Origin of the sequence: Microbispora amethystogenes, assembly GCF_016863015.1 — a bacterium.
Classification (GTDB): domain Bacteria; phylum Actinomycetota; class Actinomycetes; order Streptosporangiales; family Streptosporangiaceae; genus Microbispora; species Microbispora amethystogenes.
Genome location: NZ_BOOB01000017.1, coordinates 44,465 through 70,954, shown reverse-complemented (window position 1 = coordinate 70,954; position 26,490 = coordinate 44,465). Strand labels below are relative to the sequence as shown.

At 72.4% G+C, this 26,490-nt stretch carries 21 protein-coding genes; 17 read left to right on the top strand and 4 right to left on the bottom strand.

Annotation, left to right across the window (positions count from 1 at the left end; all coding sequences use genetic code 11):
- Positions 1-9: 9 nt before the first annotated feature.
- Both Mam01_RS12670 and Mam01_RS12665 read left to right on the top strand, forming a co-directional pair.
- Complete coding sequence (locus tag Mam01_RS12670) at positions 10-714, top strand: class I SAM-dependent methyltransferase (protein WP_204285549.1); 705 nt, start codon at positions 10-12, stop codon at positions 712-714.
- Positions 715-979: 265 nt separating this feature from the next.
- Complete coding sequence (locus tag Mam01_RS12665; protein ID WP_204285548.1) at positions 980-3,241, top strand: hypothetical protein; 2,262 nt, start codon at positions 980-982, stop codon at positions 3,239-3,241.
- On the opposite strand, the gene Mam01_RS12660 is transcribed toward Mam01_RS12665, so the two are convergent.
- Together Mam01_RS12660 and Mam01_RS12655 are read right to left on the bottom strand one after the other, a co-directional pair.
- On the bottom strand, positions 3,208-3,924 hold the full coding sequence (locus Mam01_RS12660) for a WbqC family protein (RefSeq protein ID WP_204285547.1): 717 nt from the start codon (positions 3,922-3,924) through the stop codon (positions 3,208-3,210). The two genes, Mam01_RS12665 and Mam01_RS12660, sit on opposite strands and share 34 nt — an antisense overlap.
- Positions 3,921-4,940 carry a glycosyltransferase family 2 protein gene (locus Mam01_RS12655; protein ID WP_507762927.1) on the bottom strand — a complete coding sequence of 340 codons (1,020 nt, stop codon included), beginning with the start codon at positions 4,938-4,940 and terminating at the stop codon, positions 3,921-3,923. Before Mam01_RS12655 ends, Mam01_RS12660 begins: the two co-directional genes overlap by 4 nt.
- Positions 4,941-5,138: 198 nt before the next feature.
- Here Mam01_RS12655 and Mam01_RS12650 point away from each other — a divergent pair, with 198 nt between their 5' ends.
- From Mam01_RS12650 to Mam01_RS12635, 4 genes are read left to right on the top strand one after another with little or no spacing between them, the layout of a single operon-like run.
- Complete coding sequence (locus tag Mam01_RS12650) at positions 5,139-5,654, top strand: GNAT family N-acetyltransferase (protein ID WP_239101255.1); 516 nt, start codon at positions 5,139-5,141, stop codon at positions 5,652-5,654.
- 37 nt (positions 5,655-5,691) lie between these two features.
- The gene (locus Mam01_RS12645; RefSeq protein ID WP_204285545.1) at positions 5,692-6,759 is read left to right on the top strand and encodes a glucose-1-phosphate thymidylyltransferase; all 1,068 of its coding nucleotides are present in this window, start codon (positions 5,692-5,694) and stop codon (positions 6,757-6,759) included.
- Positions 6,756-7,733: a dTDP-glucose 4,6-dehydratase gene (gene rfbB / locus Mam01_RS12640; protein ID WP_204285544.1), complete on the top strand. Its 978-nt coding sequence runs from the start codon at positions 6,756-6,758 to the stop codon at positions 7,731-7,733. Before Mam01_RS12645 ends, rfbB begins: the two co-directional genes overlap by 4 nt.
- A 6-nt stretch (positions 7,734-7,739) precedes the next feature.
- Entirely contained in the window at positions 7,740-9,023 is a 1,284-nt protein-coding gene (locus Mam01_RS12635) for a nucleotide sugar dehydrogenase (protein WP_239101254.1), read from the top strand.
- Between the two features lie 20 nt (positions 9,024-9,043).
- Here Mam01_RS12635 and Mam01_RS12630 read toward each other — a convergent pair whose 3' ends face one another.
- A complete protein-coding gene (locus tag Mam01_RS12630) occupies positions 9,044-9,859 on the bottom strand; it encodes a peptidoglycan recognition protein family protein (protein WP_239101253.1) in 816 nt (271 codons plus the stop codon).
- Positions 9,860-10,396: 537 nt separating this feature from the next.
- Here Mam01_RS12630 and Mam01_RS12625 point away from each other — a divergent pair.
- From Mam01_RS12625 to Mam01_RS12580, 10 genes are all read left to right on the top strand, one after another.
- Positions 10,397-11,767 (top strand): MFS transporter, encoded by a 1,371-nt coding sequence (locus Mam01_RS12625; protein WP_204285542.1) that lies wholly within the window; start codon positions 10,397-10,399, stop codon positions 11,765-11,767.
- Positions 11,768-12,015: 248 nt separating this feature from the next.
- Positions 12,016-14,136, top strand: coding sequence for a molybdopterin oxidoreductase family protein (locus Mam01_RS12620; protein ID WP_239101252.1), 2,121 nt, complete (start codon positions 12,016-12,018; stop codon positions 14,134-14,136).
- Positions 14,133-15,533: an FAD-dependent oxidoreductase gene (locus Mam01_RS12615; RefSeq protein ID WP_204285540.1), complete on the top strand. Its 1,401-nt coding sequence runs from the start codon at positions 14,133-14,135 to the stop codon at positions 15,531-15,533. Before Mam01_RS12620 ends, Mam01_RS12615 begins: the two co-directional genes overlap by 4 nt.
- A gap of 14 nt (positions 15,534-15,547) precedes the next feature.
- Positions 15,548-18,001: a nitrite reductase large subunit NirB gene (nirB, locus tag Mam01_RS12610; RefSeq protein WP_204285539.1), complete on the top strand. Its 2,454-nt coding sequence runs from the start codon at positions 15,548-15,550 to the stop codon at positions 17,999-18,001.
- Complete coding sequence (gene nirD / locus Mam01_RS12605) at positions 17,998-18,354, top strand: nitrite reductase small subunit NirD (protein ID WP_204285538.1); 357 nt, start codon at positions 17,998-18,000, stop codon at positions 18,352-18,354. The genes nirB and nirD overlap by 4 nt, the downstream gene beginning before the upstream one ends.
- Positions 18,351-19,514, top strand: a complete 1,164-nt coding sequence (locus Mam01_RS12600) for a uroporphyrinogen-III synthase (protein WP_150934728.1) — start codon at positions 18,351-18,353, stop codon at positions 19,512-19,514. The genes nirD and Mam01_RS12600 overlap by 4 nt, the downstream gene beginning before the upstream one ends.
- Before the next feature lie 112 nt (positions 19,515-19,626).
- Positions 19,627-20,340 (top strand): sirohydrochlorin chelatase, encoded by a 714-nt coding sequence (locus Mam01_RS12595; RefSeq protein ID WP_204285537.1) that lies wholly within the window; start codon positions 19,627-19,629, stop codon positions 20,338-20,340.
- 134 nt (positions 20,341-20,474) lie between these two features.
- Complete coding sequence (locus Mam01_RS12590; protein ID WP_275408966.1) at positions 20,475-20,873, top strand: ArsR/SmtB family transcription factor; 399 nt, start codon at positions 20,475-20,477, stop codon at positions 20,871-20,873.
- Positions 20,806-21,288 (top strand): SRPBCC family protein, encoded by a 483-nt coding sequence (locus Mam01_RS12585; protein ID WP_204285536.1) that lies wholly within the window; start codon positions 20,806-20,808, stop codon positions 21,286-21,288. The genes Mam01_RS12590 and Mam01_RS12585 overlap by 68 nt, the downstream gene beginning before the upstream one ends.
- On the top strand, positions 21,275-21,847 hold the full coding sequence (locus Mam01_RS12580; RefSeq protein WP_204285535.1) for a TIGR03086 family metal-binding protein: 573 nt from the start codon (positions 21,275-21,277) through the stop codon (positions 21,845-21,847). The genes Mam01_RS12585 and Mam01_RS12580 overlap by 14 nt, the downstream gene beginning before the upstream one ends.
- Positions 21,848-21,895: 48 nt before the next feature.
- On the opposite strand, the gene Mam01_RS12575 is transcribed toward Mam01_RS12580, so the two are convergent.
- On the bottom strand, positions 21,896-22,750 hold the full coding sequence (locus Mam01_RS12575; protein WP_150934730.1) for a PAC2 family protein: 855 nt from the start codon (positions 22,748-22,750) through the stop codon (positions 21,896-21,898).
- Positions 22,751-22,969: 219 nt separating this feature from the next.
- Here Mam01_RS12575 and metH point away from each other — a divergent pair, with 219 nt between their 5' ends.
- A complete protein-coding gene (gene metH / locus Mam01_RS12570; protein ID WP_204285534.1) occupies positions 22,970-26,434 on the top strand; it encodes a methionine synthase in 3,465 nt (1,154 codons plus the stop codon).
- Positions 26,435-26,490: the final 56 nt, after the last annotated feature.

Here is a 26,490-nt window from a genome sequence, read left to right as displayed (position 1 = left end):
AAGGATGCCATGGAGGCCACGGACATCCGCCGTACGGTCGAGCTGGAGGACCGGCACTGGTGGTATCGGGAGCGGCGCGCCATGCTCGCCCGGGAGCTGCGGCGGCTCGGGCCGCCCGGCAGGGCACTCGACATCGGCGCCGCGGGCGGCGGCAACACCCGTGTGCTGGTCGAGCACGGGTGGGACGCGCTGGCGGCCGACTACTCCGAGACCGCGGTCGAGCTGGCCTTGCGGCGGGGACTGCGGGCGATCCACGCCGACGCGTGCGACCTGCCGCTGCCTGGTGAGTCCTTCGGTCTCGTGCTCGCGTTCGACGTGCTGGAGCACATCGAGGACGACCACACGGCCGCCCGCGAGCTGGTGCGGGTGCTGCGGCCGGGTGGCCGGGCGCTGATCACCGTCCCGTGCGACATGGCCCTGTGGTCGGCGCACGACGTGGCCTCCTTCCACTTCCGCCGGTACGCCCGGGAGGAGCTGGCCGCGCTGCTGCGCGGGGCCGGGCTGGTCGTCGACCGCATGTGGAGCTGGAACGTGCTGATGCGGCCGATCGTGGCCTGGCGCAGGAAGCGCATCGGCGGCTCCGACGTCACGGACGTGCCGCGCCTGGTCAACCTGGGGCTGGGCGCCGTGGTCGCGGCGGAGAGATATCTGCCCGTCAAATCGCTTCCGGGTGTCACCCTGGTCGTGCGGGCGCACCGTCCCGTGTTTTCGTGACGGCTGCCGGGAGAACGGGTCCCGCGCAAAAGAATGTCAAGGACTCCGCCCGGAACGAGGTCGCGGGCGAATGCGCGCGGCCGCCGCCGCGAGAATCGCACGCATGGCTGACACCTCGCCTCGGGAGATCCCTGCGACGGGCCCGTCCCGACCGGATGAGAAAGCACTGTTCGATTCGGTCACGGGCGCGACCGGGGGAGGTCCGCGGACCCGGAGCCGGGTGAAATCCCCGCAGGCACCGATGCCGGCCGCGCCGGTGAGACGAATGCCGGTGAGATGGGTGCCGGCCGTCGTGGTGCTCGCGCTGACGGCGGCCGCGCTGAGCCGCTACGGTGTCCGCGTCTCCGACACGGCCCGTTTCTGCGGCTACGTCCTCGTCTGTCTCGCGATCCCGGGAACGCTGCTGGTCCGCGCCCTCTACCGGGGTGACCGCTCCCGGGGCGAGGAGGTCGCGCTCGGGCTGGCCCTCGGATACGCGCTGGAGGTGTTCGCCTACATCGCGGCCAGGGCCGTGGGGGCGCCGCTGCTCGTCCTCGCCTGGCCGGTCACGACGTACGCGGCCTTCCTCCTCGTGCCCCGCCTGCGGCGGCACTGGCGAAGCGCCCCCGCCACGGCCCGGTCGCCGATCTGGTGGTCCTGGTCGCTGGCCCTCGTCGTCGCCTACCTGGTGGTCTGGAGCGCGGTCAACTTCTTCCGCACGCAGGCCCTCGCCTGGCCGGCGCTCGGGGCGTCGTACCCCGACATGCCCCTCCACCTGGCGTTCATCGGCGAGCTGCGGCACCACGTGCCCCCGACGATGCCGATCGTCGCCGGGGAGCCCCTGCCGTACCACTGGTTCGTCTACGCCCACTACGCGGCGGCGAGCTGGGTGACCGGCGTGGAGCCGCTGGTCCTGCTGTTCCGCCTCGGCATGCTGCCGATGATCGCCGCGCTCGTGGTCCTGCTGGGCATGGCCGCCCGGCGCGTGATCGGGTCGCGGGCCGGAGCCCTGGCCGCCCTGGCCGCCGTCTTCCTCGTCGCGGCGCCGAACCTCTACATCGGCCCGGTCGGCGGGGCGCTGGTCTGGAAACCGGTCCAGTCCTGGTCGAGCCCCACGCAGACCTTCGGCGCGCTGCTGTTCGTCCCGGTCTTCCTCCTGCTGAGCGATCTGCTGGAGAACGGGCGGCCGCTGGAGAACCGGCGGCGGAACCCGCGCGAGTGGCTCCTGCTCGGGATCTTCCTGGCCTCCGTCATGGGGGCCAAGGCGACATACCTGCCCCTGCTCACGGCGGGCCTGGTGGCGGTGGCCGTCGCCGGGACGGTGCGGCGCCGACGCCCGGACGGCCCGGCCCTGGTCGCGCTGGGCATGAGCGCGGCCTGCCTGCTCTTCGCCCAGTTCGTCCTGTACGGCGGGGTGCGCGGGGGAACGACGGCCGCCCCGCTGTCCCTGATGCGCGTGACGTGGGGCGGCGTGACCGGCGACGGGAAGCCGCTCGCGGGGCCGGTGGCCACGGTCCTCGGGCTCACCCTCCTGTGCGTCCTGTCCGGAGCCGTCGCATGGTGCGGGACGCTCGGCCTGCTCACCCGGCCCCGGGCGCTCGGTCGGCCCGCCGTCGTGCTGACCCTCGGCATGAGCCTGGCCGGGCTGGGCGTGGCGCTCTGGTTCGGGCATCCCGGCCTGTCGGAGATCTACTTTCTCCAGGCGCCCTATCCCTACCTGGCGATCGTCTCGGTCTACGGGCTCGTCACCGTCCTGCACGGGTCGGGGACGTCGCCGCTGTCCCTCGTGTGCGCCGCCGTCGCCGGAGCCGTCGCCGCCTACTGCATCCGGATCCTGTGCGACGTGCGGGTCCCGCTGCCCGACGGCGAGCCGCTCGGCGTGCTCGCCCTGCCGTACGCGGCCCTGCTGGTCTTCGTGGCGCTGACGGCGGTCGCGCTGGTCGCCGCGCGGCGCGGCACGCTGCCCCCGTTCGCTCTCACGCTCGTGGTGACCTCGGCGTTCGCCGCGCCGGCCGCCTGGTTCACCCGGGTCCTTCCGGTGACGTACAAGGCCCCGGTGGTCGCGGCGGAGGACGCCGACCGCGCGGTACGGGCCCAGGCGATGCCGCGGGGCATCGTCACCGCCGCGAGGTGGCTGCGCGACCATTCCCGCCCCGGCGACGTCGTCGCGACGAACCTGCACTGCCGTCTCGGCGTCGACGGCCCCTGCGACAGCCGCGCGGCCTGGGTGTCGGCGCTGACCGAGCGGCGGGTGCTCGTCGAGGGATGGGCGTACGCGACGGCGAACCTGGACCGGTGGAGTCCGGGTCGGGTGCTCTGGAACCAGCCGTTCTGGGACCGCGAGCGGCTCCGGGCGAACGAGGCGCTGTTCGCCGCGCCCTGGGCGCGGGCGGTCCGGTCGGTGCGTGACCGTTACGGGGTGCGCTGGCTGTTCGTGGACGAGCGGCTGACGGCCCCAGGCACGGACCTCGGGAGCGTGGCCGCCCCGCGCCTGCGCTCCGGGGACTTCGCCGTCTACGAGATCGCCGGCCCGGCGGCGCGGCCCTGAGCGCTCTTGAGATGTCCGGCGGCGGCCGGCCCGGTGTTGAAGATCAGGTCGAGGACGCTGACGTGGTGGTCGAACGGCGGATGCGCCTGCGGATACTCCGGATAGCCGGAGTAGTCGAACCACCGGACCGCGATCCCGGCCCGGTCGAAAAGGCTCTCGTCCAGGTAGGCGCGGGCGGCCGGGCCGGTGAGGTACTCGTCGGCGCCCGCCTTGCGGCACAGGTCCACGAGCCGCTCGGTCCTGGCGCCCGTCGCGGCGTAGTCCTCGGCGCGGGTCAGGTGCGCCGGGATGCCGAGCACGTCGAGCAGCCCTTCGAGGAAGTGCCGGTTGATGTCCGAAAGCCGGTCGTGGCGGCAGCCGAGGTAGAGCCGTTCGATCGCCGGCGCGACCGCCTCGAAGCAGGGGGCCTTACGGTAGGTCTGCGCGAGCAGCAGCCAGTGCGCGCGGGGCCAGTCCGGGTCGCTCGCGACCACCTCGTTGATCAGGCGGCCGCGCGGGCCCCGCCGCACCGGGACGGACAGCCACTTCGGACCGGCGGCCGTCTTGACCAGGTTGCGGTTGCGCCAGTCCCTGTCGGTGTACTGCACGTCGTCGAACAGGATGAACTCGTCGACGTGCGCGATCAGGTCGAAGTACCCCTTCCAGGGGATGTAGTTCGACTGCACGACGGCGACCCGCTTCACGCGCTCCACCCCTCCGGGCCGCCCGTCACCGTCATCGGCTGCGCCGCACCGCTCTCGGCCCGGCTGCGGACGATGTAGGTGGGGCGTCCCATCCTCTCGACGTGGATCCTGCCGAGATACTCCCCGATGATGCCGAGCGCGATCATCTGGGCGGACGCGAACAACGCGATCATCGACGCGGTCGAGGTGAAGCCCTTGACGGTGCTGTCGCCCGACCAGTACGTCCAGAGGAAGACCGTCAGCAGGACGATGCCGAACGCCCCGGTCAGCAGGCCGAAATAGGTCACCAGGCGCAGCGGGAGCGTGCTGTACCCGACGAACACGCCGATCGCGTGGCGGACGAGCATCGCGGGCGTGTAGTTGGAGCGGCCGGCGAGCCGGCTGTCCATCCGCACCTGCACGCTGCCGACCCGGGTGGTCGCCCAGGAGAAGGCGATGTCGATCTGTGTGTGCGGCCCTCCGACCCCGTCCAGCGACTCCCGCAGAAAACTCCGGAAGGCGCGGAACGCGGAGATGTCCCCGCCGTTTTCCGCGCCGAACCGCCCGGAAAGCCCGCACTTCAGGGATTTGGAGGCGAAATCGCGAATTCGTCCGTGCGTTCCGCCGGTCGGCACGCCGTACACGATGTCGAGGCCGGGCTCCAGGCCCGTCAGGAGCCGGGGGATCTCCTCCGGCGGATGCTGCAGGTCGTCGTCCATCGTCACCATGACCTCGTAGCGCGCGCAGCGGATGCCCGCGACCAGGGCGTTGTGCTGCCCGTAGTTGCGGGCCAGCAGCACGGCGCGGACGCTGCCGTGCCGCTCGGCGAGGCCCTGGGCCACCTCCCACGTGTCGTCGGGCGAGCCGTCCACGACGAGCACGACCTCGAAGAGGTCCGCGGCGGTGGGCAGAACGGCGAGAAGGCGCTCCACCAGGGCCGGCAGCGTCCGGGCGGATCGGTAGCAGGGAATCACAACGGATACGTTGGTCATGGCGTCATTGTGATGAGCGGCTGCCGGCCTCCTCGTGCCGCACATCCGAATTTGCGGGATATTGAGAAACCCGATCCGCACCTTTCACGCTTGTTCGCAATGTGGCCCGCCGGCTTCGCGCGGATCCGCGCATAGCATTGGCGACTGGCGGGCGGCCGGATGGAATTCCCGCGGCCCCGCCCGGGAGAAAAGGCGCCGGACATTCCGTTCCTTCCGCGCGGCTCCCGCATGCGAGGGGAGATCATGGACGTCACATTGAGGCCGGTCCGCGAGGCGGACCTCGACGTTTTCGAAGCGGAACGGGCGACGCCCGAGGCGCGGGGCGAATTCCAGTGGTACGGACATCGCCACTCCGGGGCGCTGCGCCGCCGGTTCGCGGACGACGGACTGCTCGGCGACGACTACGGGCGGCTGGCCGTCGAGTCCGGCGGGGACACCGCCGGATGGGTGGCCTGGTGGAAGACGGCCTGGGGACCCGAGACGACGTGCTGGTGCTGGACGATCGGAATCTGCGTCTTCACGGGTTTCCGCAACCGCGGCATCGGCACCGAGGCACAGCGTCTGCTGGCGGACTACCTGTTCGCGCACACCCGGGCCGAGCGCCTCCAGTGCTTCGCCGACGTGGCCAACATCGGCGAGCAGCGCGCGGTGGAGAAGATCGGATTCGTGCGTGAGGGCGTCCTGCGGCGGGCCCAGTGGCGTGACGGCGGCTGGCATGACCAGGTCCTCTACTCGCTGCTCCGCGGTGAGCCGCGGTGAGCCGCCCACCGGATGCCGGGGAAGGACGCGGACAGCGGTGAAGGCACTCGTTCTGGCGGGCGGCAAGGGCACGAGGCTGCGCCCGCTGACCCACACCTCGGCCAAGCAGCTCGTCCCCGTCGCCAACAAGCCCGTGCTCTTCTACGGACTGGAGGCGATCAGGGGCGCCGGCATCACCGACGTGGGGATCATCGTCGGCGACACGGGCCGGGAGGTCCGTGCGGCCGTCGGCGACGGATCCGCGTTCGGGCTCGACGTCACCTACATCCCCCAGGAGGCTCCGCTCGGGCTGGCACACTGCGTCCTCGTCGCGCGGGAGTTCCTGGCCGGCGAGCGGTTCGTCATGTACCTGGGCGACAACTTCCTGGTCGGCGGCATCCGCGGCCTGGTCGACGCCTTCCGCGCCGAGGAGTGCGACGCCCGCATCCTGCTCACCCGGGTGGCCGAGCCGCAGTTCTACGGGGTGGCCGAACTCGGGCCGGACGGGGAGATCGTCGCGCTGGAGGAAAAGCCCGAGCACCCGCGCAGCGACCTCGCGATCGTCGGGGTCTACACGTTCTCGCCCGCGATCCACGAGGCCGTACGCGCGATCGGGCCGTCCGCGCGGGGCGAGCTGGAGATCACCGACGCGATCAAGTGGCTCATCGACACCGGGCACCGCGTGCGGTCCCACTTCGTCACCGGCTACTGGCGCGACACCGGCCGCCTGCAGGACATGCTGGAGTGCAACCGCATCGTGCTGGAGGCGGTCGAGCCCGGCGTGGCGGGGACCGTGGACGGGCTTTCGGAGGTGACCGGGCGGGTGGTGATCGCCCCCGGCGCCGTGGTGGAGGGCTCGGTCATCCGCGGCCCGGTGGTGATCGGCGCCGACACCAAGATCATCGGTTCGTACGTCGGGCCGTACACCTCGATCGGCGAGGGTTGCGTGATCGAGGACGCCGAGGTGGACTACAGCATCGTGCTGGCCGACTCGGCCATCCGGGGCGTCCGGGGCATGACCCACTCGCTGATCGGCCGCAGCGCGGAGGTCACGAAGGCGACCGGGGTGCCCAACGCCTACCAGCTCATGATCGGAGACCACAGCAAGGTGCAGGTGCGCGCGTGAAGATCCTCGTCGCCGGCGCGGCCGGCTTCATCGGCTCCCACTACGTCCGCTCGCTGCTGTCGGGCGCCTACCCCGGGTACGAGGACGCCCGGGTCACGGTGCTGGACAAGCTCACCTACGCCGGCAACCCGGCCAACCTCGCCCCGGTGGAGACCAGCCCCGCCTTCACGTTCGCGCGCGGCGACGTCTGCGACGCGGCGCTGCTGCGCAAGCTGGTCCCCGGGCACGACGTGGTCGTGAACTTCGCCGCCGAGACCCACGTCGACCGGTCGATCAGCGGCGCGGGCGACTTCGTGACGACCAACGTGCTGGGCACGCAGCGGCTGCTGCAGGCCGCCCTGGAGGCGGGCGTGCGCACGTTCGTCCAGGTGTCCACCGACGAGGTGTACGGCTCGGTCGACGAGGGGACGTGGACGGAGGCGGAGCCGCTGCTGCCGAACTCGCCCTACTCGGCCGCCAAGGCCGGGGCCGACCTGCTCTGCCGCGCCTACCACCGCACGTACGGGATGGACGTCCGGGTGACCAGGTGCTCCAACAACTACGGGCCGTACCAGTATCCGGAGAAGGTCCTCCCGCTGTTCGTCACCAACCTGATCGACGGGCGTCCCGTGCCGTTGTACGGCGACGGCGGCAACGTGCGGGAGTGGCTGCACGTGGACGACCACTGCCGGGGCGTCCAGCTCGTGCTGGACAAGGGGGAGCCCGGCGAGGTCTACAACATCGGCGGCGGCGTCGAGCTGAGCAACCTCGACCTCACCCGCCGCATCCTGGACGCCTTCGGCGTCGGATGGGAGATGGTCGAGCACGTACCCGACCGGCCGGGGCACGACCGGCGGTACGCGCTGGACAGCGGAAAGATCCGGGCCATCGGCCACGAGCCCCTGACGGGGTTCGACGAGGGGCTCGCGGACGTCGTGCGCTGGTACCGGGACCACCAGGACTGGTGGCGCCCGCTGGTGCACCGCCGCGGCTGAGACATCGTGACTGCCAGGGGACGGGGGTCCTACATGGAGAAGCTGGTCGTGGTCGGGCAGGGGTACGTCGGCCTGCCGCTGGCGGTTCGCGCGGTGCGGGCCGGGTTCGACGTGGTGGGCGTCGAGGTCGACGAGCTGCGGGTCAAGCGGCTCAACGCCGGTCAGTCGTACGTCGAGGACGTCGGCGACGACGCGCTCGCCGCCGCCCACGGGACGGGCCGCTACCGGGCCAGCGCGGACTACGCCGACGCCGATGGCTTCGACGTCTGCGTGATCACCGTGCCGACGCCGCTGACCGACGGCGTGCCCGACCTCACCCACATCGCCTCGGCGGGCCGGTCGCTCGCCCCGCTCCTGCGGCCCGGCGCGACCGTGGTGCTGGAGTCGACCACCTATCCGGGCACGACCGAGGAGTATCTGCGGCCGATCCTGGAGGAGGGCTCGGGCCTGCGCGCTCCCGGCGACTTCCACCTCGGCTACAGCCCCGAGCGGATCGACCCCGGCAACCCGCGCTGGCGCCTGGAGAACACGCCGAAGGTCGTCTCCGGCGTCGACGAGGCGTCCCTCGCGAAGGTGCGCGCCTTCTACGAATCGGTCGTCGAGCGGGTCGTCCCGGTGTCGTCGCCGCAGGTGGCCGAGTTGTGCAAGCTGCTGGAGAACACCTTCAGGCACGTCAACATCGCGCTGGTGAATGAGCTGTCGGTCTTCGCCCGGCAACTCGGCATCGACGTGTGGGAGGCCATCGACGCGGCGTCCACCAAGCCGTTCGGCTACATGCGCTTCACTCCGGGGCCCGGCGTCGGCGGCCACTGCCTGCCCATCGACCCGTCGTACCTGTCCTGGAAGGTCAAGCGCAGCCTGGGGCACAGTTTCCGGTTCGTGGAGCTCGCCAACGACGTCAACGAGCACATGCCCGCGCACGTCGTCGACCGGCTGGTGCTGGGGCTGAACGAGCGGCGCAAGCCCGTCAACGGCAGCCGGGTGCTCCTGCTCGGCCTGTCGTACAAGAGGAACACCGGCGACTGCCGCGAGTCTCCCGCATTGGAGGTGGCGAGGCTCCTGCGCAGGCTCGGCGCGCGGGTGTACGCGGCGGATCCGCACGTCGACCTCGCCTTCGTGCCGGAGGGGGTGGCGATCGCCGAGCCGACGGCGCGGGAGGCGGCCGCGGCCGACGCCGTCGTGATCCTCACCGACCACGACTGCTTCGACTTTGCGATGGTCCGGCGCGAGAGCGCCTTCGTCCTCGACACCCGCAACCGCTGCCGCGGGCCCAACGTAGAAGTGCTCTGAGGCCGCCGCCCCCGCGTACGTCAGAGGACGCGGGGGTGCCGGGTCAGGTCGTGCGGGCCGACCGCCGGGCCGTGCTCGAACGGCAGGTCGCCGACGAGCGCCGTGCCCTCGACGGAGCCGTCCGGCAGCGCCGGCCACGGCGGCACGGCCCCGAGGCGGCGGGGCGCCCGGCCGCCCAGGCGGCGCGCCACGTCGGCCCGCAGCTGCGGCAGGTACGCGTAGAGGCGGTCGCCCGGGCAGGCGGTCCGGTTGAGGTCGCGGTGGCCGACGATGGCCACACGGGGGTCCAGCTCGTACGTGTCGCACAGCCACGCCAGCAGGGAGGTCAGCGCGGCAAGCTGCCGGGCGGGCGGCAGGCAGGAGGTGTAGGTCCCCTCGGTCTCGATGCCCAGCGTGTGGTCGTTGTGGTCGGCCGCCTGCGCCCCCAGCACGTGCTTACCCGCCTCGGCGGCCGGCAGCGAGCGGTTGCGGCCTTCCAGGACGTAGCCGCCCCGGCTGACCGTGAACTGCTCGCCGATGTCCTCCCAGCCGTTGCGCCGCATGTGGTAGCGCTGGATCGCCCGGGACAGCCGGAAGGCCGCCTCGAGGTCGGCCGCGCCGGTGTTCGCCGTCGCCGTGTGGTGGACGACGAGCCGGTCGGGGGCCCGGTCGAGCACCTCGGCCTTGCTCCTGGGCGGGTCGGCCTGCCACTCGGAGCGGGTGTACACGCGCGGCCGCCGGGGGCCGCGGGCCGCCAGGGCGGGCCCGGCCAGTGCGGTGATCCCGCCCTGCGCGGACAGCAGCGCCACGGACAGGTACGCCGACGACAGGAACGCGCGACGCGAGATCGCTGGCAATCCGTCCTCCCGGGTGGGTGCGGGCCCTCGCGGGCCCGCATCAGGCGGGAGGCGGCTTCGATATCCCCGTCCGTCACCGCGGATATTCCTGCGGCCGGGAAACCGGTCACATGTCAGCCGAAATGTCCGTGCCATGCCGGTGCCACTCCGGGGGCGGAAACGGCGCACCCCGGTCACGAAACAGCAGTACCGTGATCACGGGAATGTCGTGAAATGGCCGCATGAGGTGCTCCGCGAATTCTCTGTGGCCAGGGCGCCGGCCTTCCGTGACGGCGTGCGACCACCGCGTACCGGGCGCCGGGCGGCACGGGTGCGGCCGGTGACACGCGGCCTTAACGCGGAGCCCCGCGCGGGCGACCGATCGTTTCCGCGGTGTTGCATCCGTTATGCCTGTGGATTGCATGTTTCCGGGGTGCGGCACATGTAACGGCCGCACGATCACACATCGTCAAAGTGCGTAACGACCCCTTCCTAGCGTCGGTACCGGTCCCCAGCTGAGAAAGACGCCCCCAGCTGACACGAGACGCAGGAGGAACGATGACCGTGACGCAGGCGGCGAACACGGCTACCGGCGAGCCAGGGAAGGGCCGGTGGATCGGTGACTGGCGGCCGGACGATCCCGCGTTCTGGGAGGGCACCGGGAAGAGGACGGCCCGGCGCAACCTGGTGTTCTCGATCCTGGCCGAGCACCTGGGCTTCACGCTGTGGACCGTCTGGAGCATCGTCGCCGTCAAGCTCGGCGGCTACAAGTTCTCCACCGACCAGCTGTTCTGGATCGTCTCCCTGCCCAACCTCGTCGGCTCCGCGCTGCGCATCCCCTACACCTTCGCGCCCGCGCGGTTCGGCGGGCGCAACTGGACGGTGGTCAGCGCGCTGCTGCTGCTGGTGCCGGCGGTGCTGCTGGCGTTCGCGGTGAACGACCCGGGCACGCCCTACTGGGCGTTCCTCGCCATCGCGGCGACGGCCGGGTTCGGCGGCGGCAACTTCGCCTCCAGCATGGCCAACATCACCTACTTCTACCCGCAGAACAAGCAGGGTGCGGCCCTCGGCCTGAACGCCGCGGGCGGCAACATCGGCGTCAGCTCGGTGCAGTTGCTGATGCCGCTGGTCATCGGGGGCTTCGGGCTCGCCGCGGCCGGACTGTTCTGGGTGCCGTTCATCCTGCTCGCCGCCGCCGGGGCGTACTTCTTCATGAACAACCTCACCTCGGCCAAGGCCGAGCCGAGGGAGATGGCCAAGGCGGCCGGCCGGGCCCAGACGTGGATCATGTCGCTCCTCTACATCGGCACATTCGGCTCGTTCATCGGCTACTCGACGGCCTTCCCGCTGCTGATCAAGTCGCAGTTCGCCGAGCACGCCTCGATGGTCTCGCTGGCGTTCCTCGGCCCGCTGATCGGTTCGCTCATCCGGCCCGCCGGCGGCTGGCTGTCGGACCGCCTCGGCGGCGCCTCGGTCACGTTCTGGAACTTCGCCGCGATGATCGGCGCGGTGCTCCTCGTGTGGCAGGCCATGTCCGTCCACAACTTCGCGCTGTTCTTCGTGGCCTTCATGCTGCTGATCGGCACCGCGGGGATCGGCAACGGCTCCACGTACCGGATGATCCCCGCCATCTTCCGCGCCAAGGCCGTCGCGGGCGTCGAGCCCGGCACGCCCGCGTACGAGGAGGCGCTGCGCACCGGCAAGCGCGACGCGTCGGCGGCCATCGGCTTCATCTCCGCGATCGGCGCGTTCGGCGGCTTCTTCATCAACCGCGGGTTCGGCAGCTCCATCGCCGCCACGGGCGGCGCGGGCGCGGCGCTGGCGGCCTTCGCCGCGTTCTACGCGCTGTGCTTCGCCGTCACCTGGTTCTGCTACATGCGGACCCTCGGCGCGAAGACGGCCCCCAGCCTGGCGGCGGCGCGCGTCTGACCCGTCACCGGACCCCCAACCCCGGCGGGCGCCCGTGCGGCGCCCGCTCTTTTCCGCCGTACGTCTCACCGGCGGCGACAGCACAAGTGAGCTCCGGAGACGACGAGGTCTCTCACCACGCCGCGATCGCCGAAGTTAGCGCGGTTGGCGCCTTGTAGCACAGCGGTAACAGAAGGGACCCAGCGGTGAAACCGCCTGTACCCACCATCGGATCCATGCCGATCTCACTACACGCTCCCGGTCCTGTGATGTCACAGGTCCACGGGGACACCACAGTGGGCTCGGCCACGCACTGCCCGTACTGCGCCCTGCAGTGCGGCATGCACGTCGCGAACGGCGAGATCACCCCGAGGGAGGACATCCCGGCCAACGCCGGCGGCCTGTGCCAGAAGGGCTGGACGGCGGCCGAACTGCTGACCTCACCCGAACGGATCACCACCCCGCTGCTCCACGGGAAGCCGGTGACCTGGGAGGAGGCGCTCGACTACACCGCCGGGCGCCTGCGGGCCGTCCGGGCCGAGCACGGCCCGGACGCCGTGGCGGTGTTCGGCGGCGGCGGGCTGACCAACGAGAAGGCCTACCAGCTCGGCAAGTTCGCGCGGGTGGCGCTGCGGACCAGCCAGATCGACTACAACGGCCGGTTCTGCATGTCCTCGGCGGCGGCCGCCGTCAACCGCGCCTTCGGGATGGACCGCGGCCTGCCGTTCCCCATCACCGACATCGGCCGGGCGGACGCGGTGCTGCTCGCCGGGGGGAACGTCGCCGAGACCATGCCCCCCTTCGTGCGGCACCTGACCGCGATGCGGTCCCGGGGCGGCCGGCTCGTCGTGATCGACCCCCGCCTCACGCAGACCGCCCGGCTGGCCGACCTGCACCTGCAGGCCACCCCGGGCACCGACCTCGCGCTGGCGCTGGGCCTGCTGCACATCGCGGTCGCCGAGGGCTACGCCGACCTCGGCTACCTCGCCGCGCGCACCACCGGCTTCGAGGCCGTGCGCGACTCCGTGTCGGCCTGGTGGCCCGAGCGGGTGGAGCGCCTCACCGGCGTCCCCGTCGCCCGGATGCGGGAGGCCGTACGCATCCTCGGCGAGGCCGGACGCGCGATGATCCTGACCGGCCGGGGTGCGGAGCAGCACGCCAAGGGCACCGACACCGTCACCGCGTTCGTCAACCTGGCGCTCACCCTCGGCCTGCCGGGCCGGGAGGGCTCCGGGTACGGCTGCGTGACCGGCCAGGGCAACGGCCAGGGCGGCCGGGAGCACGGCCAGAAGGCCGACCAGCTCCCCGGCTACCGCAAGATCGACGACCCGGCGGCGCGGGCGCACGTCGCGGCCGTGTGGGGCGTCGACCCCGCCGACCTGCCCGGACCCGGCAGGTCGGCGTACGAACTGCTCGACGCGCTCGGCACTCCGGAGGGGCCGAGGGCGCTGCTGCTGTTCGGCTCCAACCCCGTCGTCTCCGCGCCGCGCGCCGGGCACGTGACGGAGCGGCTGGCCGCGCTGGACCTGCTCGTCGTCGCCGACTTCGTGCTGTCGGAGACCGCGGCGATGGCCGACGTCGTGCTCCCCACGACCCAGTGGGCCGAGGAGTCGGGCACGATGACCAACCTCGAGGGCCGGGTGCTGCTGCGCCGCCAGGCCGCCGCGCCGCCGCCGGGCGCGCGCAGCGACCTGCGGATCCTCGGCGGCCTCGCCGAGCGGCTCGGCTGCGGCGAGAAGTTCCCCGCCGACCCGCGCACCGTCTTCGACGAGCTGCGCCGGGCCTCCGCCGGAGGCGTCGCCGACTACTCCGGCATCACCTACGAGCGGATCGCGGCCGAGACCGGCGTGTTCTGGCCCTGCCCCGCCACCGAGACCGAGACCGAAGCCGGGACGGAACCGCACCCGGGGACGCCGCGGCCCTTCCTGGACCGCTTCGCCACCCCCGACGGCCGGGCCCGCATGGTGCCGGTGGACCACCGCCCGCCTGCCGAGGACGTGGACGAGGAGTTCCCCCTCTACCTGACCTCCGGGCGGGTGCTCGCCCACTACCAGTCGGGGGCGCAGACGCGCCGCATCCGGCCGCTCAACCAGGTCGCGCCGGAGGTCTTCGTGGAGGTGCACCCCGAGCTCGCCGAACGGCTGAGCATCGCGTCCGGCGACCTCGTGCGGGTGCGCAGCCGCCGCGGCGCCGCCGAGGCGGTGGCCCGCGTCAACGCCTCGATCCGGCCCGACACCGTGTTCATGCCGTTCCACTGGGAGGGCGTCAACCTGCTCACCAACCCGGCACTCGACCCGATGTCGCGGATGCCGGAGTTCAAGGTCTGCGCCGCCGCTCTCGAACGGTGCACAGGTGGGGACTCCGCCGAGGACAGGGAGCGTGACGCGTGAGGCTCGTCGTGGTGGGGAACGGCATGGCCGGCGCGCGTCTCGTCAGCGAGGTGCGCGCCCGGGACCGGCACGTCAAGATCACCGTGTTCGGCGCCGAGGCCTGGCAGCCGTACAACCGGGTGCTGCTGTCGAACGTGGTGGCCGGCACGTCGCGGCCGGACCAGGTCCGGCTGCTCGGCCCCCGCTGGCACGCCGAGCACAACGTGACCGCGCACCTCGGCGTCGAGGTCACCGCGATCGACCGTGACGCCCGGACCGTCGTCGCGGCGGACGGGACGCGCGAGCCGTACGACGTGCTCGTGCTGGCCACGGGCAGCGAGCCGGTGATCCCGGCGATCCCCGGCGTGGAGCGGGCGACGGCGTTCCGCACGCTGGACGACTGCGACCGGATCAGGGAGGCCGCCGCGAGCGCGCGCAGCGCGGTCGTGATCGGCGGCGGGCTGCTCGGCATCGAGGCCGCGCGCGGGCTGGCCGGCCGGGGCGTCCCGGTGACGCTGCTGCACGTGCGCGACCACCTGATGGAGCGCCAGCTCGACGCGGAGGCCGGGCTCATCCTGCGCGAGACGCTCGGCTCGCTCGGCGTCGCCATCCGCACCGGCGTCACCGTGACCGCGGTGCGGGAGCGGCACGTCGAACTCGCGGGGGAGGAGCTCGTCGACGCCGACCTGGTGGTGGTCGCCTGCGGCGTGCGCCCGGTCGTCGGGCTCGCCCGCGACGCGGGGCTGGAGGTCGAGCGCGGCGTCGTCGTCGACGACGAGCTGCGCACCGACGATCCGTCGATCTTCGCCGTCGGGGAGTGCGCGCAGCACGCCGGCCGGGTCTACGGCCTGGTGGCGCCGGCCTGGGAGCAGGCGTCGGTGCTCGCCGACCTGCTGACCGGGGCCGACAAGGGCGCCCGCTACCGGGGCTCGCGGCTGGTCACCCGGCTGAAGGCCAAGAGCGTGGAGCTCGCGGCGATGGGCGAGACCCACCTGACCGACGAGGAGGCGGAGATCGTCCGCTTCTCCCACCGGCACAAGGGCACCTACCGCAAGCTCGTCATCCGCGACGGCCGGCTGGTCGGCGCGATCCTGCTGGGCGAGACCTCCGCCGTGGGCACGCTCACCCAGCTGTTCGACCGGGGCGGGCCGCTCCCGGGCGACCGGACCGGCCTGCTGTTCCCCGGCGTGGGCGCCGCGGCGACGGCCGACAACCCGACCCGGATGCCGGACTCGGCCCGGGTCTGCCAGTGCAACAACGTGACGAAGGGCCAGATCAGGGCGTGCTGGGAGTCCGGCGCGCGTGACGTGGAGGCCGTGGCCGCCGCGACGAGGGCCACCACCGGGTGCGGCGGCTGCCGCGACGCGGTCGAGGGCATCGTCGGCTGGCTGTGTGAGCAGGAAGGCGTGAGCGCATGAGGGAACGTCCGGGCATGAGACTCGTCGTGGCGGGACACGGACCGACCGCCCACCGCCTGATCGAGACGCTCGTGGAGCGGGGCTTCGACGGGACGATCACGGTGTTCGGGGAGGAGCCCCGCCCGGCCTACGACCGGGTCGCGCTCACCTCCTATCTCAGCGGCAAGAGCGTGGACGACCTCACCTACCGGGTGCCGGACGGCGTGAGCCTGCGGACCGGCGTGAAGGTGGTCTCCGTCGACCGCGCCGCCCGCACCGTCACCACCGACGCCGGCTACACCGAGCCGTACGACGTGCTGGTGCTGGCCACCGGGTCGGCGCCGTTCGTGCCGCCGGTGCCGGGCAAAGACCTGCCGGGCTGCTTCGTCTACCGCACCATCGACGACCTGGACGCGATCAGGGAGGCGTCGCGGGACGCCCGCGCCGGGGTGGTCATCGGCGGCGGCCTGCTCGGCCTGGAGGCGGCCGACGCCCTGCGCGGGCTCGGCCTGGAGACCCACGTCGTCGAGATGAGCGGCTGGCTGATGCCCCGCCAGGTGGACGAGGGCGGCGGCTCGGTGCTGCGCAACCACATCGAGGCGCTCGGGCTCACCGTCCACACCGGCGCCGGGGTCCGGTCGATCGAGGCCGGGCCGGACGGCAGGGTGGCCGCGCTGGTCAGGCCGGACGGCGAGGCCGTCGACGCCCAGGTCGTCGTCTTCTCCGCGGGCGTGCGGCCGCGCGACGAGCTCGCGCGCGGCTGCGGCCTGGAGGTCGGCGAGCGCGGCGGCATCGTGGTGGACGAGGGCATGCGCACCTCCGACGAGCACATCTACGCGGTCGGCGAGTGCGCGCTGGCGGCCGGGATGGTCTACGGCCTGGTCGCGCCGTGCTTCGCCCAGGCCGAGGTCGCCGCCGACCGCATCCTGCGCGGCTCGGCCGCCTTCACCGGCGCCGACATGTCCACCAAGCTCAAACTGCTCGGCGTCGAGGTGGCGCAGTTCGGGGCCATGTCGGGCGCGCTCGACGTCACCTACATGGACCCGGTCGCCGGCGTCTACAAGCGCCTGTTCGTCAGCGACGACGCCACGACCCTGCTCGGCGGCATCTGCGTCGGCGACGCGGGGCCCTACAACACGCTGCGGCCCTTCGTCGGCAGGCCGCTGCCCGGCGCGCCGAGCGACCTGCTGTTCGCGGGCGCGGGCACCACGTCGACCGACCTGCCGGACGACGCCCAGGTCTGCTCCTGCAACAACGTCACCAAGGGAAAGATCTGCGCGGCCATCGCCGACAAGGGACTGACCGACGTGCAGGGCATCAAGGACTGCACCCGGGCCGGCACCACCTGCGGCAGCTGCGTGCCGATGCTCAAGCAGATCCTGGTGAAGTCGGGCGTCGACGTCGGCAAGGCGCTCTGCGAGCACTTCGCCCACAGCCGGGCCGAGCTGTTCGACATCGTGAGCGTGCGGGGGATCACCACGTTCTCCCAGCTCATCGCCGAGCACGGGACGGGCCGCGGCTGCGACATCTGCAAGCCGGTGGTCGCCTCGATCCTCGCCTCCCTCGGCCGCGGCCACATCCTCGACGGCGAGCAGGCCACGCTGCAGGACACCAACGACCACTTCCTCGCCAACATCCAGAAGAACGGGACCTACTCGGTGGTCCCGCGCATCCCGGGCGGCGAGATCACCCCGGACAAGCTCATCGTGATCGGCGAGGTGGCCCGTGACTTCGGGCTCTACACGAAGATCACCGGCGGGCAGCGCATCGACCTGCTCGGGGCCCGGGTCGAGCAGCTGCCCGCCATCTGGCGCCGCCTCGTGGACGCCGGCTTCGAGTCCGGGCACGCGTACGGCAAGGCCCTGCGCACGGTGAAGTCGTGCGTCGGGTCCACCTGGTGCCGGTACGGCGTGCAGGACTCGGTCGGCCTGGCCATCGCGCTGGAGCTGCGCTACCGCGGGCTGCGCTCGCCGCACAAGCTCAAGTCGGGCATCTCCGGATGCGCCCGCGAGTGCGCCGAGGCCAGGTCGAAGGACTTCGGCGTCATCGCCACCGAGCAGGGCTGGAACCTGTACGTCGGCGGCAACGGCGGCTTCACGCCCCGCCACGCCGACCTGCTGGCCGCCGACCTGTCCACCGACGACCTGGTCAGGACCATCGACCGGTTCCTGATGTTCTACATCCGCACCGCCGACCGGCTGCAGCGCACCGCCGCGTGGCTGGAGGGCCTGGACGGCGGTCTCGGCTACCTCCGTGAGGTGATCATGGAGGACTCGCTCGGGATCTGCGCCGACCTCGACGCGCAGATGGAGCGGCACGTGGCCACGTACGTCGACGAGTGGCGCGCCGCCATCGAGGACCCCGACAAGCTGCGCCGCTTCGTCAGCTTCGTGAACGCCCCGGGCATCCCCGACCCCTCGATCTCCTTCGAGACCGAACGCGACCAGATCAAGCCGGTGCTGATTCCTCTGGAGGCAGTGCGCTCATGACCATCCTCAACGAGACGGCGACCCGTACCGACCGCTGGACCCCGGTCTGCTCCTACACCGACCTGCTCCCCGAGCGCGGCGCGGCCGTGCTGGTCGGCACCATGCAGGTCGCGGTGTTCCGCACGTTCGACGGCGCCCTGTACGCCCTGGGCAACTTCGATCCCTTCAGCGGGGCGTACGTGCTGAGCCGGGGCATCGTCGGCACCCGGGGCGGCGAGCCGACCGTGGCCTCGCCCATGCACAAGCAGGTGTTCTCACTGGTCACCGGCGTGTGCGTGGACGACCCCGGCGTCGCCGTGCCGACCTATCCCATTCGTGTGACGGACGGAACCGTGGAGGTGAGCGTGGCATGACCGCGCTGCTAGAGGAGGCCCCGATGACCCTGGAGACGGCGCCGGACGCGCTGGCCGGGTTCACGATCGGGGTGACGGCGACCCGCCGCAGCGAGGAGCTCTCGGCGCTCCTGGAACGGCGGGGCGCCCGGGTGGTGCGGGCGCCCGCGATCCGCATCGTGCCGCTGGCGGAGGACACCGGGCTGCTCGCCGCGACCCGGGCCTGCCTGGAGGCGCCCATCGACGACGTGGTCGTCACCACGGGCGTGGGGTTCCGCGGCTGGATGGCGGCCGCGGAGGGCTGGGGCCTGTCCACCGACCTCAACGCCCACCTGGCCGGCGCCCGGCTGCTGGCCCGCGGCCCCAAGGCGAGGGGAGCCGTGCGCGCGGCCGGGCTGGCGGACTACTGGACGCCCGGCACCGAGTCGTGCGAGGAGGTCAAGGAGTACCTGCTCGCGCAGGACCTGCGGGGCCGCCGCATCGCCGTGCAGCTGCACGGCGAGCCGCTGGACGGCTTCGTCGCCGCGCTGCGCGAGGCGGGGGCCGACGTCATCGAGGTGCCCGTCTACCGCTGGCTGCCCTACCGCGACACCTCGCCGCTGCGCCGCCTGATCAGCCAGGCCATCACCGGCTCGGTGGACGCGGTCGCCTTCACCAGCGCGCCCGCCGTGCTGGCCATGCTGGGCGCCGCCCGCGCCGACGGGCTGGAGGACGCTCTGCTCGCCGCGTTCGACACCCGGGTGGTCGCGGCCTGCGTCGGCCCGGTCACGGCCGGGCCGCTGACCCAGCGGGGCGTACGGGTCGTCCAGCCCGACCGGGCCCGCCTGGGCGCGCTCGCCCGGACCCTCGCCCGACACCTGCCGGAGAGCGGGGTCACCCGGCTCGTCGCGGGCGGCCACGAGCTGGAGATCCGCGGCCACGCCGTGGTGGTCGACGGCGACCTCAAGCCGCTGCCGCCCGCCCCGATGGCCGTGCTCAAGCGGCTCGCCGAGCGCCCCGGGCACGTGGTGGGCCGCGCCGACCTGCGGGTCGTGCTGCCCGGCGGGCCCTCCCGCGACTCGGCCGAGCACGCCGTCGAGATGGCGATCACCCGGCTGCGCCGGGCGCTCGGCCCCTCCGGCATCGTCGAGACCGTCGTCAAGCGCGGCTACCGCCTCGCCTGCGGCCGCGACGACCGGTGAGGCGGCCCGTGGTGAGGCGGCCCGTGGTGAGGCGGCCCGTGCGGTGAGGCGGCGGCTGGGCGGCGGGAACGACGGCGGAGGCCCTGTGGGCCCCGGGGCGGAGGAGTGCGAGATGGAGACCCCAACTCTGGTGATGGCGGCGCACGGCGCGCGCAGCGGGCACTGGGAGTCGGTGATGGAGTCGCTCGCGGCGCGGGTGCGCCGGGCCCGGCCCGGCGCGCGGGCCGAGCTGGGGTTCCTGGAGATCAGCTCGCCGCTGCTCGCCGACGTTCTCGCGGGGGCGCCGGGACCGGTCGTCGTGGTCCCGATGCTCCTCGCCGGGGGATACCACGCGCACATCGACCTGCCGGCCGTCGTCGCCCGCACCCGGCCCGACGCGGTCGTCGCCGGCCAACTCGGCCCGCACCCGCTGCTGACCTCGGTGCTGGCGCGGCGCCTGGCCGCCGCCGGCCTGCGGCCCTGCGACGCCGTCATCCTCGGCGCGGCCGGGTCCTCCGACCCCGCCGCCCTGGACGACGTCCGCGCCGCCGCGCGCCTGCTGTCCGTACGGCTGTCGCGTCCCGTCACCGCCGCCTTCGCCTCGTCCGGCACCCCGACGGTCGCCGAGGCGATGGAACGGGCCCGGTCGGGCCTCGCGCCGCGGGTCGCCGTCGCGTCCTACCTGCTCGCGCCCGGCTTCTTCCACGACCGCCTGGAGATCGCCGGGGCCGACCTGGTCAGCGCGCCCCTCGGCGTGGACGACGACCTCGCCGCCCTCGTCTGGACCCGCTTCGACGAGGCCCTCACCCGCCGCCACCCCACCGGTCTGCCCGCCCTCGCGGGGTGAGACGGTCTTTCCTTCCCGTTCCGCCAGCTCTCCGGCGGCGGCCTTCTCCGGTATGAACTGCTCTTTCAACCACTCGGTTGACGGAGGGGCGGGGCGCGGCCTAGGGTCCTTTCAACCAGTGGGTTGAAAGAGGGGTGAGGGTCACGGACGCGCTGTCCCGGGTCTTCGCGGCCCTCGCGGATCCGACCCGGCGTGACATGGTCGCCCGGCTCTCGGAGGGCGACGCGACCGTGAGCCGGCTGGCCGAGCCGTACCGGATGACGCTGCAGGCCGTCTACAAGCATCTGCGGGTGCTGGAGGACGCCGGGCTCGTCAGCCGGCCGAGCGGGCCGCAACCCCGGCCGGTACGCCTGGAGGCCGACGCCTTCGCACTGGTGGACACCTGGATCGAGCGCCACCGGGACCGCGTCGAGCGGCGCTACCGCCGTCTTGAGGCGGTCCTGGCGGAGATGGATGGGGATGAGGATGGACAGGATCACGGAGACGACCATCGAAAGCGACCCGAGCGTGCCGGTGATCCGGACGAGTCGTGACTTCGCGGCGACGCCCGAGCGGCTGTTCCGCGCGCACACCGATCCCGTGGTGTTCGCCCGGTGGGTGGGTCCCGACGCCACGGTCACCCGGATCGAGCACTGGGACGCGCGCACCGGCGGCAGCTGGCGGTACGTCTCGACGCACGACGGCGTCGAGTACGGGTTCCACGGGTGCTTCCACGAGGTACGGCCGGACCGCATCGTGCAGACCTTCACGTTCGAGGGCGACCCCGACGGAGTCGCGCTGGAGACGCTGTGGTTCGAGGACCTGGGCGACGGCCGGACGCGGCTGCGGACGCAGTCGCTGACCGAGAGCTTCGAGAGCCGCGACGCGTGGCTGCGCAGCGGCATGGAGGCCGGTGTCGACGAGGGGTACGCGAAGCTGGACAGGATGCTCGGCGATGACGCTGTCTGACCACCCCGCCGAGCGGCATCGGCAGGTCGCCGGGCTGTTCACCGAGCGGGTCCGCGGCGCCCGGTCCTGGGACGCGCCGTCCCCGGTCGACGGCTGGGCCGCCCGCGACGTCGTACGGCACCTGACCGAATGGCTCCCCGCGTTCCTCGCCTCGGGCGCCGGCGTCGACCTGCCTCGTGGGCCGTCCGTGGACGAGGACCCGGTCGCCGCGTGGCAGGTGCACTGCGACGGGGTGCAGGCGGTGCTGGACGATCCCGAGACGAAGCGCCGGGAGCTCGCCAATCCCCACATCGGCAGCCTGCCTCTCGACCGCGCGATCGACCGGTTCTACACCGCCGACGTGTTCATGCACACCTGGGATCTGGCCCGGGCCACGGGCCAGGACGACCGGCTGGACCCCGGCTTCTGCGCCCTGCTCCTCGCCGGGATGGAGGGGATGGAGGAGGCCATGCGCTCCTCCGGGGAGTTCGGCGCCCGGGTCGAGGTGCCCGCCGACGCCGACGCCCAGACCAGGCTGCTGGGTTTCATCGGCCGGGACCCGTTCTGGCCGGGGCGCTGAACGCGTACCGGCAGCGCGGCTACCCCGCCGCCGGGGGCCTGGGCCGGGTCAGCGGTCGGTGCCGCGGTCGCGGCGGCGCAGGTAGCGCTCGAACTCGGCGGCGATCGCGTCTCCGCTGGCCTCGGGGAGTTCGGCGGCGTCCTTGCGCTCCTCCAGCTCCCTGACGTACTCGGCGACCTCGGTGTCCTGCGCGGCGAGCTCGTCCACGCCGTGCTCCCAGGCCCGCGCCTCCTCGGCCAGGTCGCCGTACGGCATGGGGATGTCGAGCATGTCCTCGATGCGGCGCAGCAGCGCCAGCGTCGCCTTGGGGTTGGGCGGCTGGGCGACGTAGTGGGGGACCGACGCCCACAGGGACACGGTCTGCAGCCCGGCCGTGCCCAGGGTGTGCTGGAGCACGCCGACGATTCCGGTGGGGCCCTCGTACTTGTTCAGCTCCAGGTTGAGCGCGCGGGCCATGCCGAGGTCGCTCACGGAGCCGGTGATCGGCACCGGGCGGGTGTGCGGCGAGTCGTTGAGCAGCGCGCCGAGCAGGATCGCCAGCTCGACGCCGAGGTCGTGGCAGAGCCCCACGAGCTCCGCGCAGAACGAGCGCCACCGCATGTTGGGCTCGATGCCGCGCAGCAGCACCACGTCGCGCTTGGCGCCCGGCGGGCGGGCCAGCAGCAGCCGGGTGGTCGGCCAGACGACGGAGCGGGTGAGGCCGTCGCCGAGCTCGATCACCGGCCGCGTCACCTGGAAGTCGTAGTAGTCCTCGGGGTCCAGCTCCACGAGTGGCGTGGCCTTCCACTCGGCCTCGAGGTGCGCGAGCACACCGCTGGACGCCTCGCCGGCGTCGTTCCACCCCTCGAACGCGGCGATCAGCACCGGGTCGACGAGCTCGGGGAGCCCTTCGAACTCGATCACGCGCCGCCTCCCTCACTGGCCCTATGCAGTATGGCTCACTCCAAGACTATTCGGTGAGGGGCCCCGCCCGTCACCTTCGCCGGGCACACCCGCCCGTGGCGCGGCCCCGGCCTGCGGTGATGTCCGAAGGTGCGGAGAGGCCCCGCCCCCGTCCCCACCGGTCTTTCTCTTTCCGCGCGCGGAATCGGTGATCCGCCCGCGGGCCGATAGTCTTGCTCCATGACCAGCAGACCGTCCTTCCGTACCGTGCTGTCCGAGCGAGTTCTGATCGCCGACGGGGCCATGGGGACGATGCTGCAGTCCTACGACCCCACTCTTGACGACTTCCAGGGCCACGAGGGCTGCAACGACGTGCTCAACGTGAGCCGTCCCGACATCGTGAGTGCCGTCCACGACGCGTACCTGGAGGTGGGTGTCGACTGCGTCGAGACCAACACCTTCAACGCCAACCGCGCGGCCCTCGGCGAGTACGGCATCGAGGACCGCATCTTCGAACTGTCCGAGGCCGGCGCGCGGCTGGCCCGGGAGCGGGCCGACCACTGGTCGACGCCGGACCGGCCCCGGTTCGTCCTCGGCTCGATGGGCCCCGGCACGAAGCTCCCCACGCTCGGCCACCTGCCGTACGAGACGCTGCGCGACGCCTACCGGGACAACGCGGCCGGCCTGATCGCCGGCGGGGCCGACGCCCTGATCGTCGAGACCTGCCAGGACCTGCTCCAGGTCAAGGCGGCCGTCGTCGGCGCGAAGCGGGCCGTCGAGGCCGCCGGGCGGGACGTCCCGATCATCACCCAGGTCACCATCGAGACCAACGGCGCGATGCTGCTCGGCTCCGAGATCGGCGCCGCGCTGACCGCGATCGAGCCGCTCGGCGTCGACCTGATCGGGCTCAACTGCGCCACCGGCCCCGCCGAGATGAGCGAGCACCTGCGCTACCTGGCCAGGCACGCCCGCGTGCCGCTGTCGTGCATGCCCAACGCCGGGCTGCCGCAGCTCACGTCCGACGGCGCCTACTACCCGCTGAGCCCGGGCGAGCTGGCGGACGCCCACGAGACGTTCACCCGCGACTACGGGCTCGCCCTCGTGGGCGGCTGCTGCGGCACCACCCCCGAGCACCTGCGCCAGGTGGTCGAGCGGGTCGGCGGGCGCACTCGCGGGGAGCGCCGCCCCCGCCCCGAGGCCGGCGCGGCCTCCCTCTACCAGCACGTGCCGTTCCGGCAGGACACGTCGTACCTGGCCATCGGCGAGCGGACCAACGCCAACGGCTCCAAGGCGTTCCGCGAGGCGATGCTGGCGGGCAACTACGAGGAGTGCGTCGAGATCGCCCGGGCGCAGGCCCGTGACGGCGCGCACCTGCTCGACCTGTGCGTCGACTACGTCGGCCGCGACGGCGTGGCGGACATGAAGGAGCTGGCGTTCCGCTTCGCCACCGCCTCGACGCTGCCGATCGTGCTCGACTCGACCGAGCCGGCCGTGCTGGAGGCGGGCCTGGAGATGCTCGGCGGCCGGGCCGTGGTCAACTCGGTGAACTACGAGGACGGCGACGGCCCGGACTCGCGGTTCCAGAAGGTCATGCGCCTGGTGCGGGAGCACGGCGCGGCCGTGGTCGCGCTGACCATCGACGAGGAGGGCCAGGCCCGCACGGCCGACTGGAAGGTGCGGGTCGCGTCCCGCCTCATCGAGGACCTGGTGAACAACTGGGGCATGCGGGTCGAGGACATCATCGTCGACTGCCTGACGTTCCCGATCGCCACCGGCCAGGAGGAGACCCGGCGCGACGGCCTCGAGACGATCGAGGCGATCCGCGAGCTCAAGCGCCGCTATCCCACCGTGCAGACCACGCTGGGCCTGTCCAACGTGTCGTTCGGCCTCAACCCGGCCGCGCGCATCGTGCTGAACTCGGTGTTCCTCAACGAGTGCGTCAACGCGGGGCTCGACTCCGCGATCGTGCACGCCTCCAAGATCCTGCCGATGAACCGGATCCCGGACGAGCAGCGCCAGGTCGCGCTCGACCTCGTGTACGACCGCAGGCGCGAAGGCTACGACCCGCTGCAGCGGTTCATGGAGCTGTACGAGGGCGTGGACGCCGCGTCGATGAAGGCCGGGAAGGCGGCCGAGCTGGCCGGGCTGCCGCTGTGGGAGCGGCTCAAGCGGCGGATCATCGACGGTGAGCGCAAGGGCCTGGAGGCCGACCTCGAAGAGGCCCTCACCCAGCGGCCCGCACTGGAGATCATCAACGACGTGCTTCTCGACGGCATGAAGGTCGTCGGCGAGCTGTTCGGCTCCGGCGAGATGCAGCTTCCGTTCGTGCTGCAGTCGGCCGAGGTGATGAAGACGGCGGTGGCCCACCTCGAACCGCACATGGAGAAGGTCGAGGGCAGCACCAAGGGCCGCATCGTGCTCGCCACGGTGAAGGGCGACGTGCACGACATCGGCAAGAACCTCGTCGACATCATCCTGTCCAACAACGGCTACGACGTGGTGAACCTCGGCATCAAGCAGCCGGTGTCGGCGATCCTGGAGGCCGCCGAGGAGCACCGGGCCGACGTGATCGGCATGTCCGGGCTGCTGGTGAAGTCCACCGTCGTCATGAAGGAGAACCTCGAGGAGCTGAACTCCCGGGGTCTTTCGAGCAAGTTCCCGGTGCTTCTCGGCGGCGCCGCGCTGACCAGGGCGTACGTCGAGCAGGACCTGGCCGATCTCTACCGGGGCGAGGTCCGCTACGCCCGCGACGCCTTCGAGGGCCTGCGCCTGATGGACGCCTTCATGGCGGTCAAGCGCGGAGAGGACGGCGCGTCGCTGCCGCCGCTGCGGGCGCGCCGGGTGAAGACCGGGGCGGTGCTGGCGCGGACCGCCGAGGAGGACGTGCCGGCCCGCTCCGACGTCGCGGCGGACGCTCCCGTGCCCGTCCCGCCGTTCCTCGGCGACCGGGTGGTGAAGGGCATCCCGCTGGCCGACTACGCCGCGTTCCTCGACGAGAGGGCGACGTTCATGGGCCAGTGGGGCCTCAAGGCCGCCAGGGGCGGCGACGGCCCGTCGTACGAGGAACTGGTGGAGACCGAGGGCCGGCCCCGGCTGCGGATGTGGCTGGACCGCCTGCAGACGGAGAACCTGCTGGAGGCGGCGGTCGTCTACGGCTACTTCCCCTGCGTGAGCGAGGGCGACAACCTGATCATCCTTGACGAGGACGGCAAGGAGCGCACCCGCTTCACCTTCCCGCGCCAGCGCCGCGACCGCCACCTGTGCCTGGCCGACTTCTTCCGCTCCCGCGAGTCGGGTGAGGTGGACGTCGTCGGCTTCCAGATCGTCACGATGGGCAACCGCGTCAGCGAGGCCGCGGGCGAGCTGTTCGCGAAGGACGCCTACCGCGACTACCTGGAGCTCCACGGCCTCTCGGTGCAGCTCACCGAGGCGCTGGCGGAGTACTGGCACGCGCGGGTGCGCTCGGAGCTGGGCATCGGCGGCGACGAGTCGCTGGCGGACATGCTCAAGGTGAACATCACCGGCTGCCGCTACTCCTTCGGTTACCCGGCCTGCCCCAACCTGGAAGACCAGGTGCAGGTCATGGAGCTGCTCGACCCCGGGAGGATCGGCGTTCGGCTGTCGGAGGAGTTCCAGCTCCACCCCGAGCAGGCCACCTCCGCCCTCGTCGTCCACCACCCCGAGGCGAAGTACTTCAACGTCTGACGGATATGTGGAAGGCCTGACCGGCCGTCGGCGCGTCCACGCGGCCCCCGTACCAT

Bases quoted from the DNA above. Each gene is read 5' to 3' on its own strand.
- Mam01_RS12670 (WP_204285549.1), top strand. From the start codon at position 10: ATGGAGGCCACGGACATCCGCCGTACGGTCGAGCTGGAGGACCGGCAC.
- Mam01_RS12665 (WP_204285548.1), top strand. From the start codon at position 980: ATGCCGGTGAGATGGGTGCCGGCCGTCGTGGTGCTCGCGCTGACGGCG.
- Mam01_RS12655 (WP_507762927.1), bottom strand. From the start codon at position 4,940: ATGTGCGGCACGAGGAGGCCGGCAGCCGCTCATCACAATGACGCCATG.
- Mam01_RS12650 (WP_239101255.1), top strand. From the start codon at position 5,139: ATGGACGTCACATTGAGGCCGGTCCGCGAGGCGGACCTCGACGTTTTC.
- Mam01_RS12625 (WP_204285542.1), top strand. From the start codon at position 10,397: ATGACCGTGACGCAGGCGGCGAACACGGCTACCGGCGAGCCAGGGAAG.
- Mam01_RS12620 (WP_239101252.1), top strand. From the start codon at position 12,016: ATGTCACAGGTCCACGGGGACACCACAGTGGGCTCGGCCACGCACTGC.
- nirB (WP_204285539.1), top strand. From the start codon at position 15,548: ATGAGACTCGTCGTGGCGGGACACGGACCGACCGCCCACCGCCTGATC.
- nirD (WP_204285538.1), top strand. From the start codon at position 17,998: ATGACCATCCTCAACGAGACGGCGACCCGTACCGACCGCTGGACCCCG.
- Mam01_RS12600 (WP_150934728.1), top strand. From the start codon at position 18,351: ATGACCGCGCTGCTAGAGGAGGCCCCGATGACCCTGGAGACGGCGCCG.
- Mam01_RS12595 (WP_204285537.1), top strand. From the start codon at position 19,627: ATGGAGACCCCAACTCTGGTGATGGCGGCGCACGGCGCGCGCAGCGGG.
- Mam01_RS12585 (WP_204285536.1), top strand. From the start codon at position 20,806: ATGGACAGGATCACGGAGACGACCATCGAAAGCGACCCGAGCGTGCCG.
- Mam01_RS12580 (WP_204285535.1), top strand. From the start codon at position 21,275: ATGACGCTGTCTGACCACCCCGCCGAGCGGCATCGGCAGGTCGCCGGG.
- metH (WP_204285534.1), top strand. From the start codon at position 22,970: ATGACCAGCAGACCGTCCTTCCGTACCGTGCTGTCCGAGCGAGTTCTG.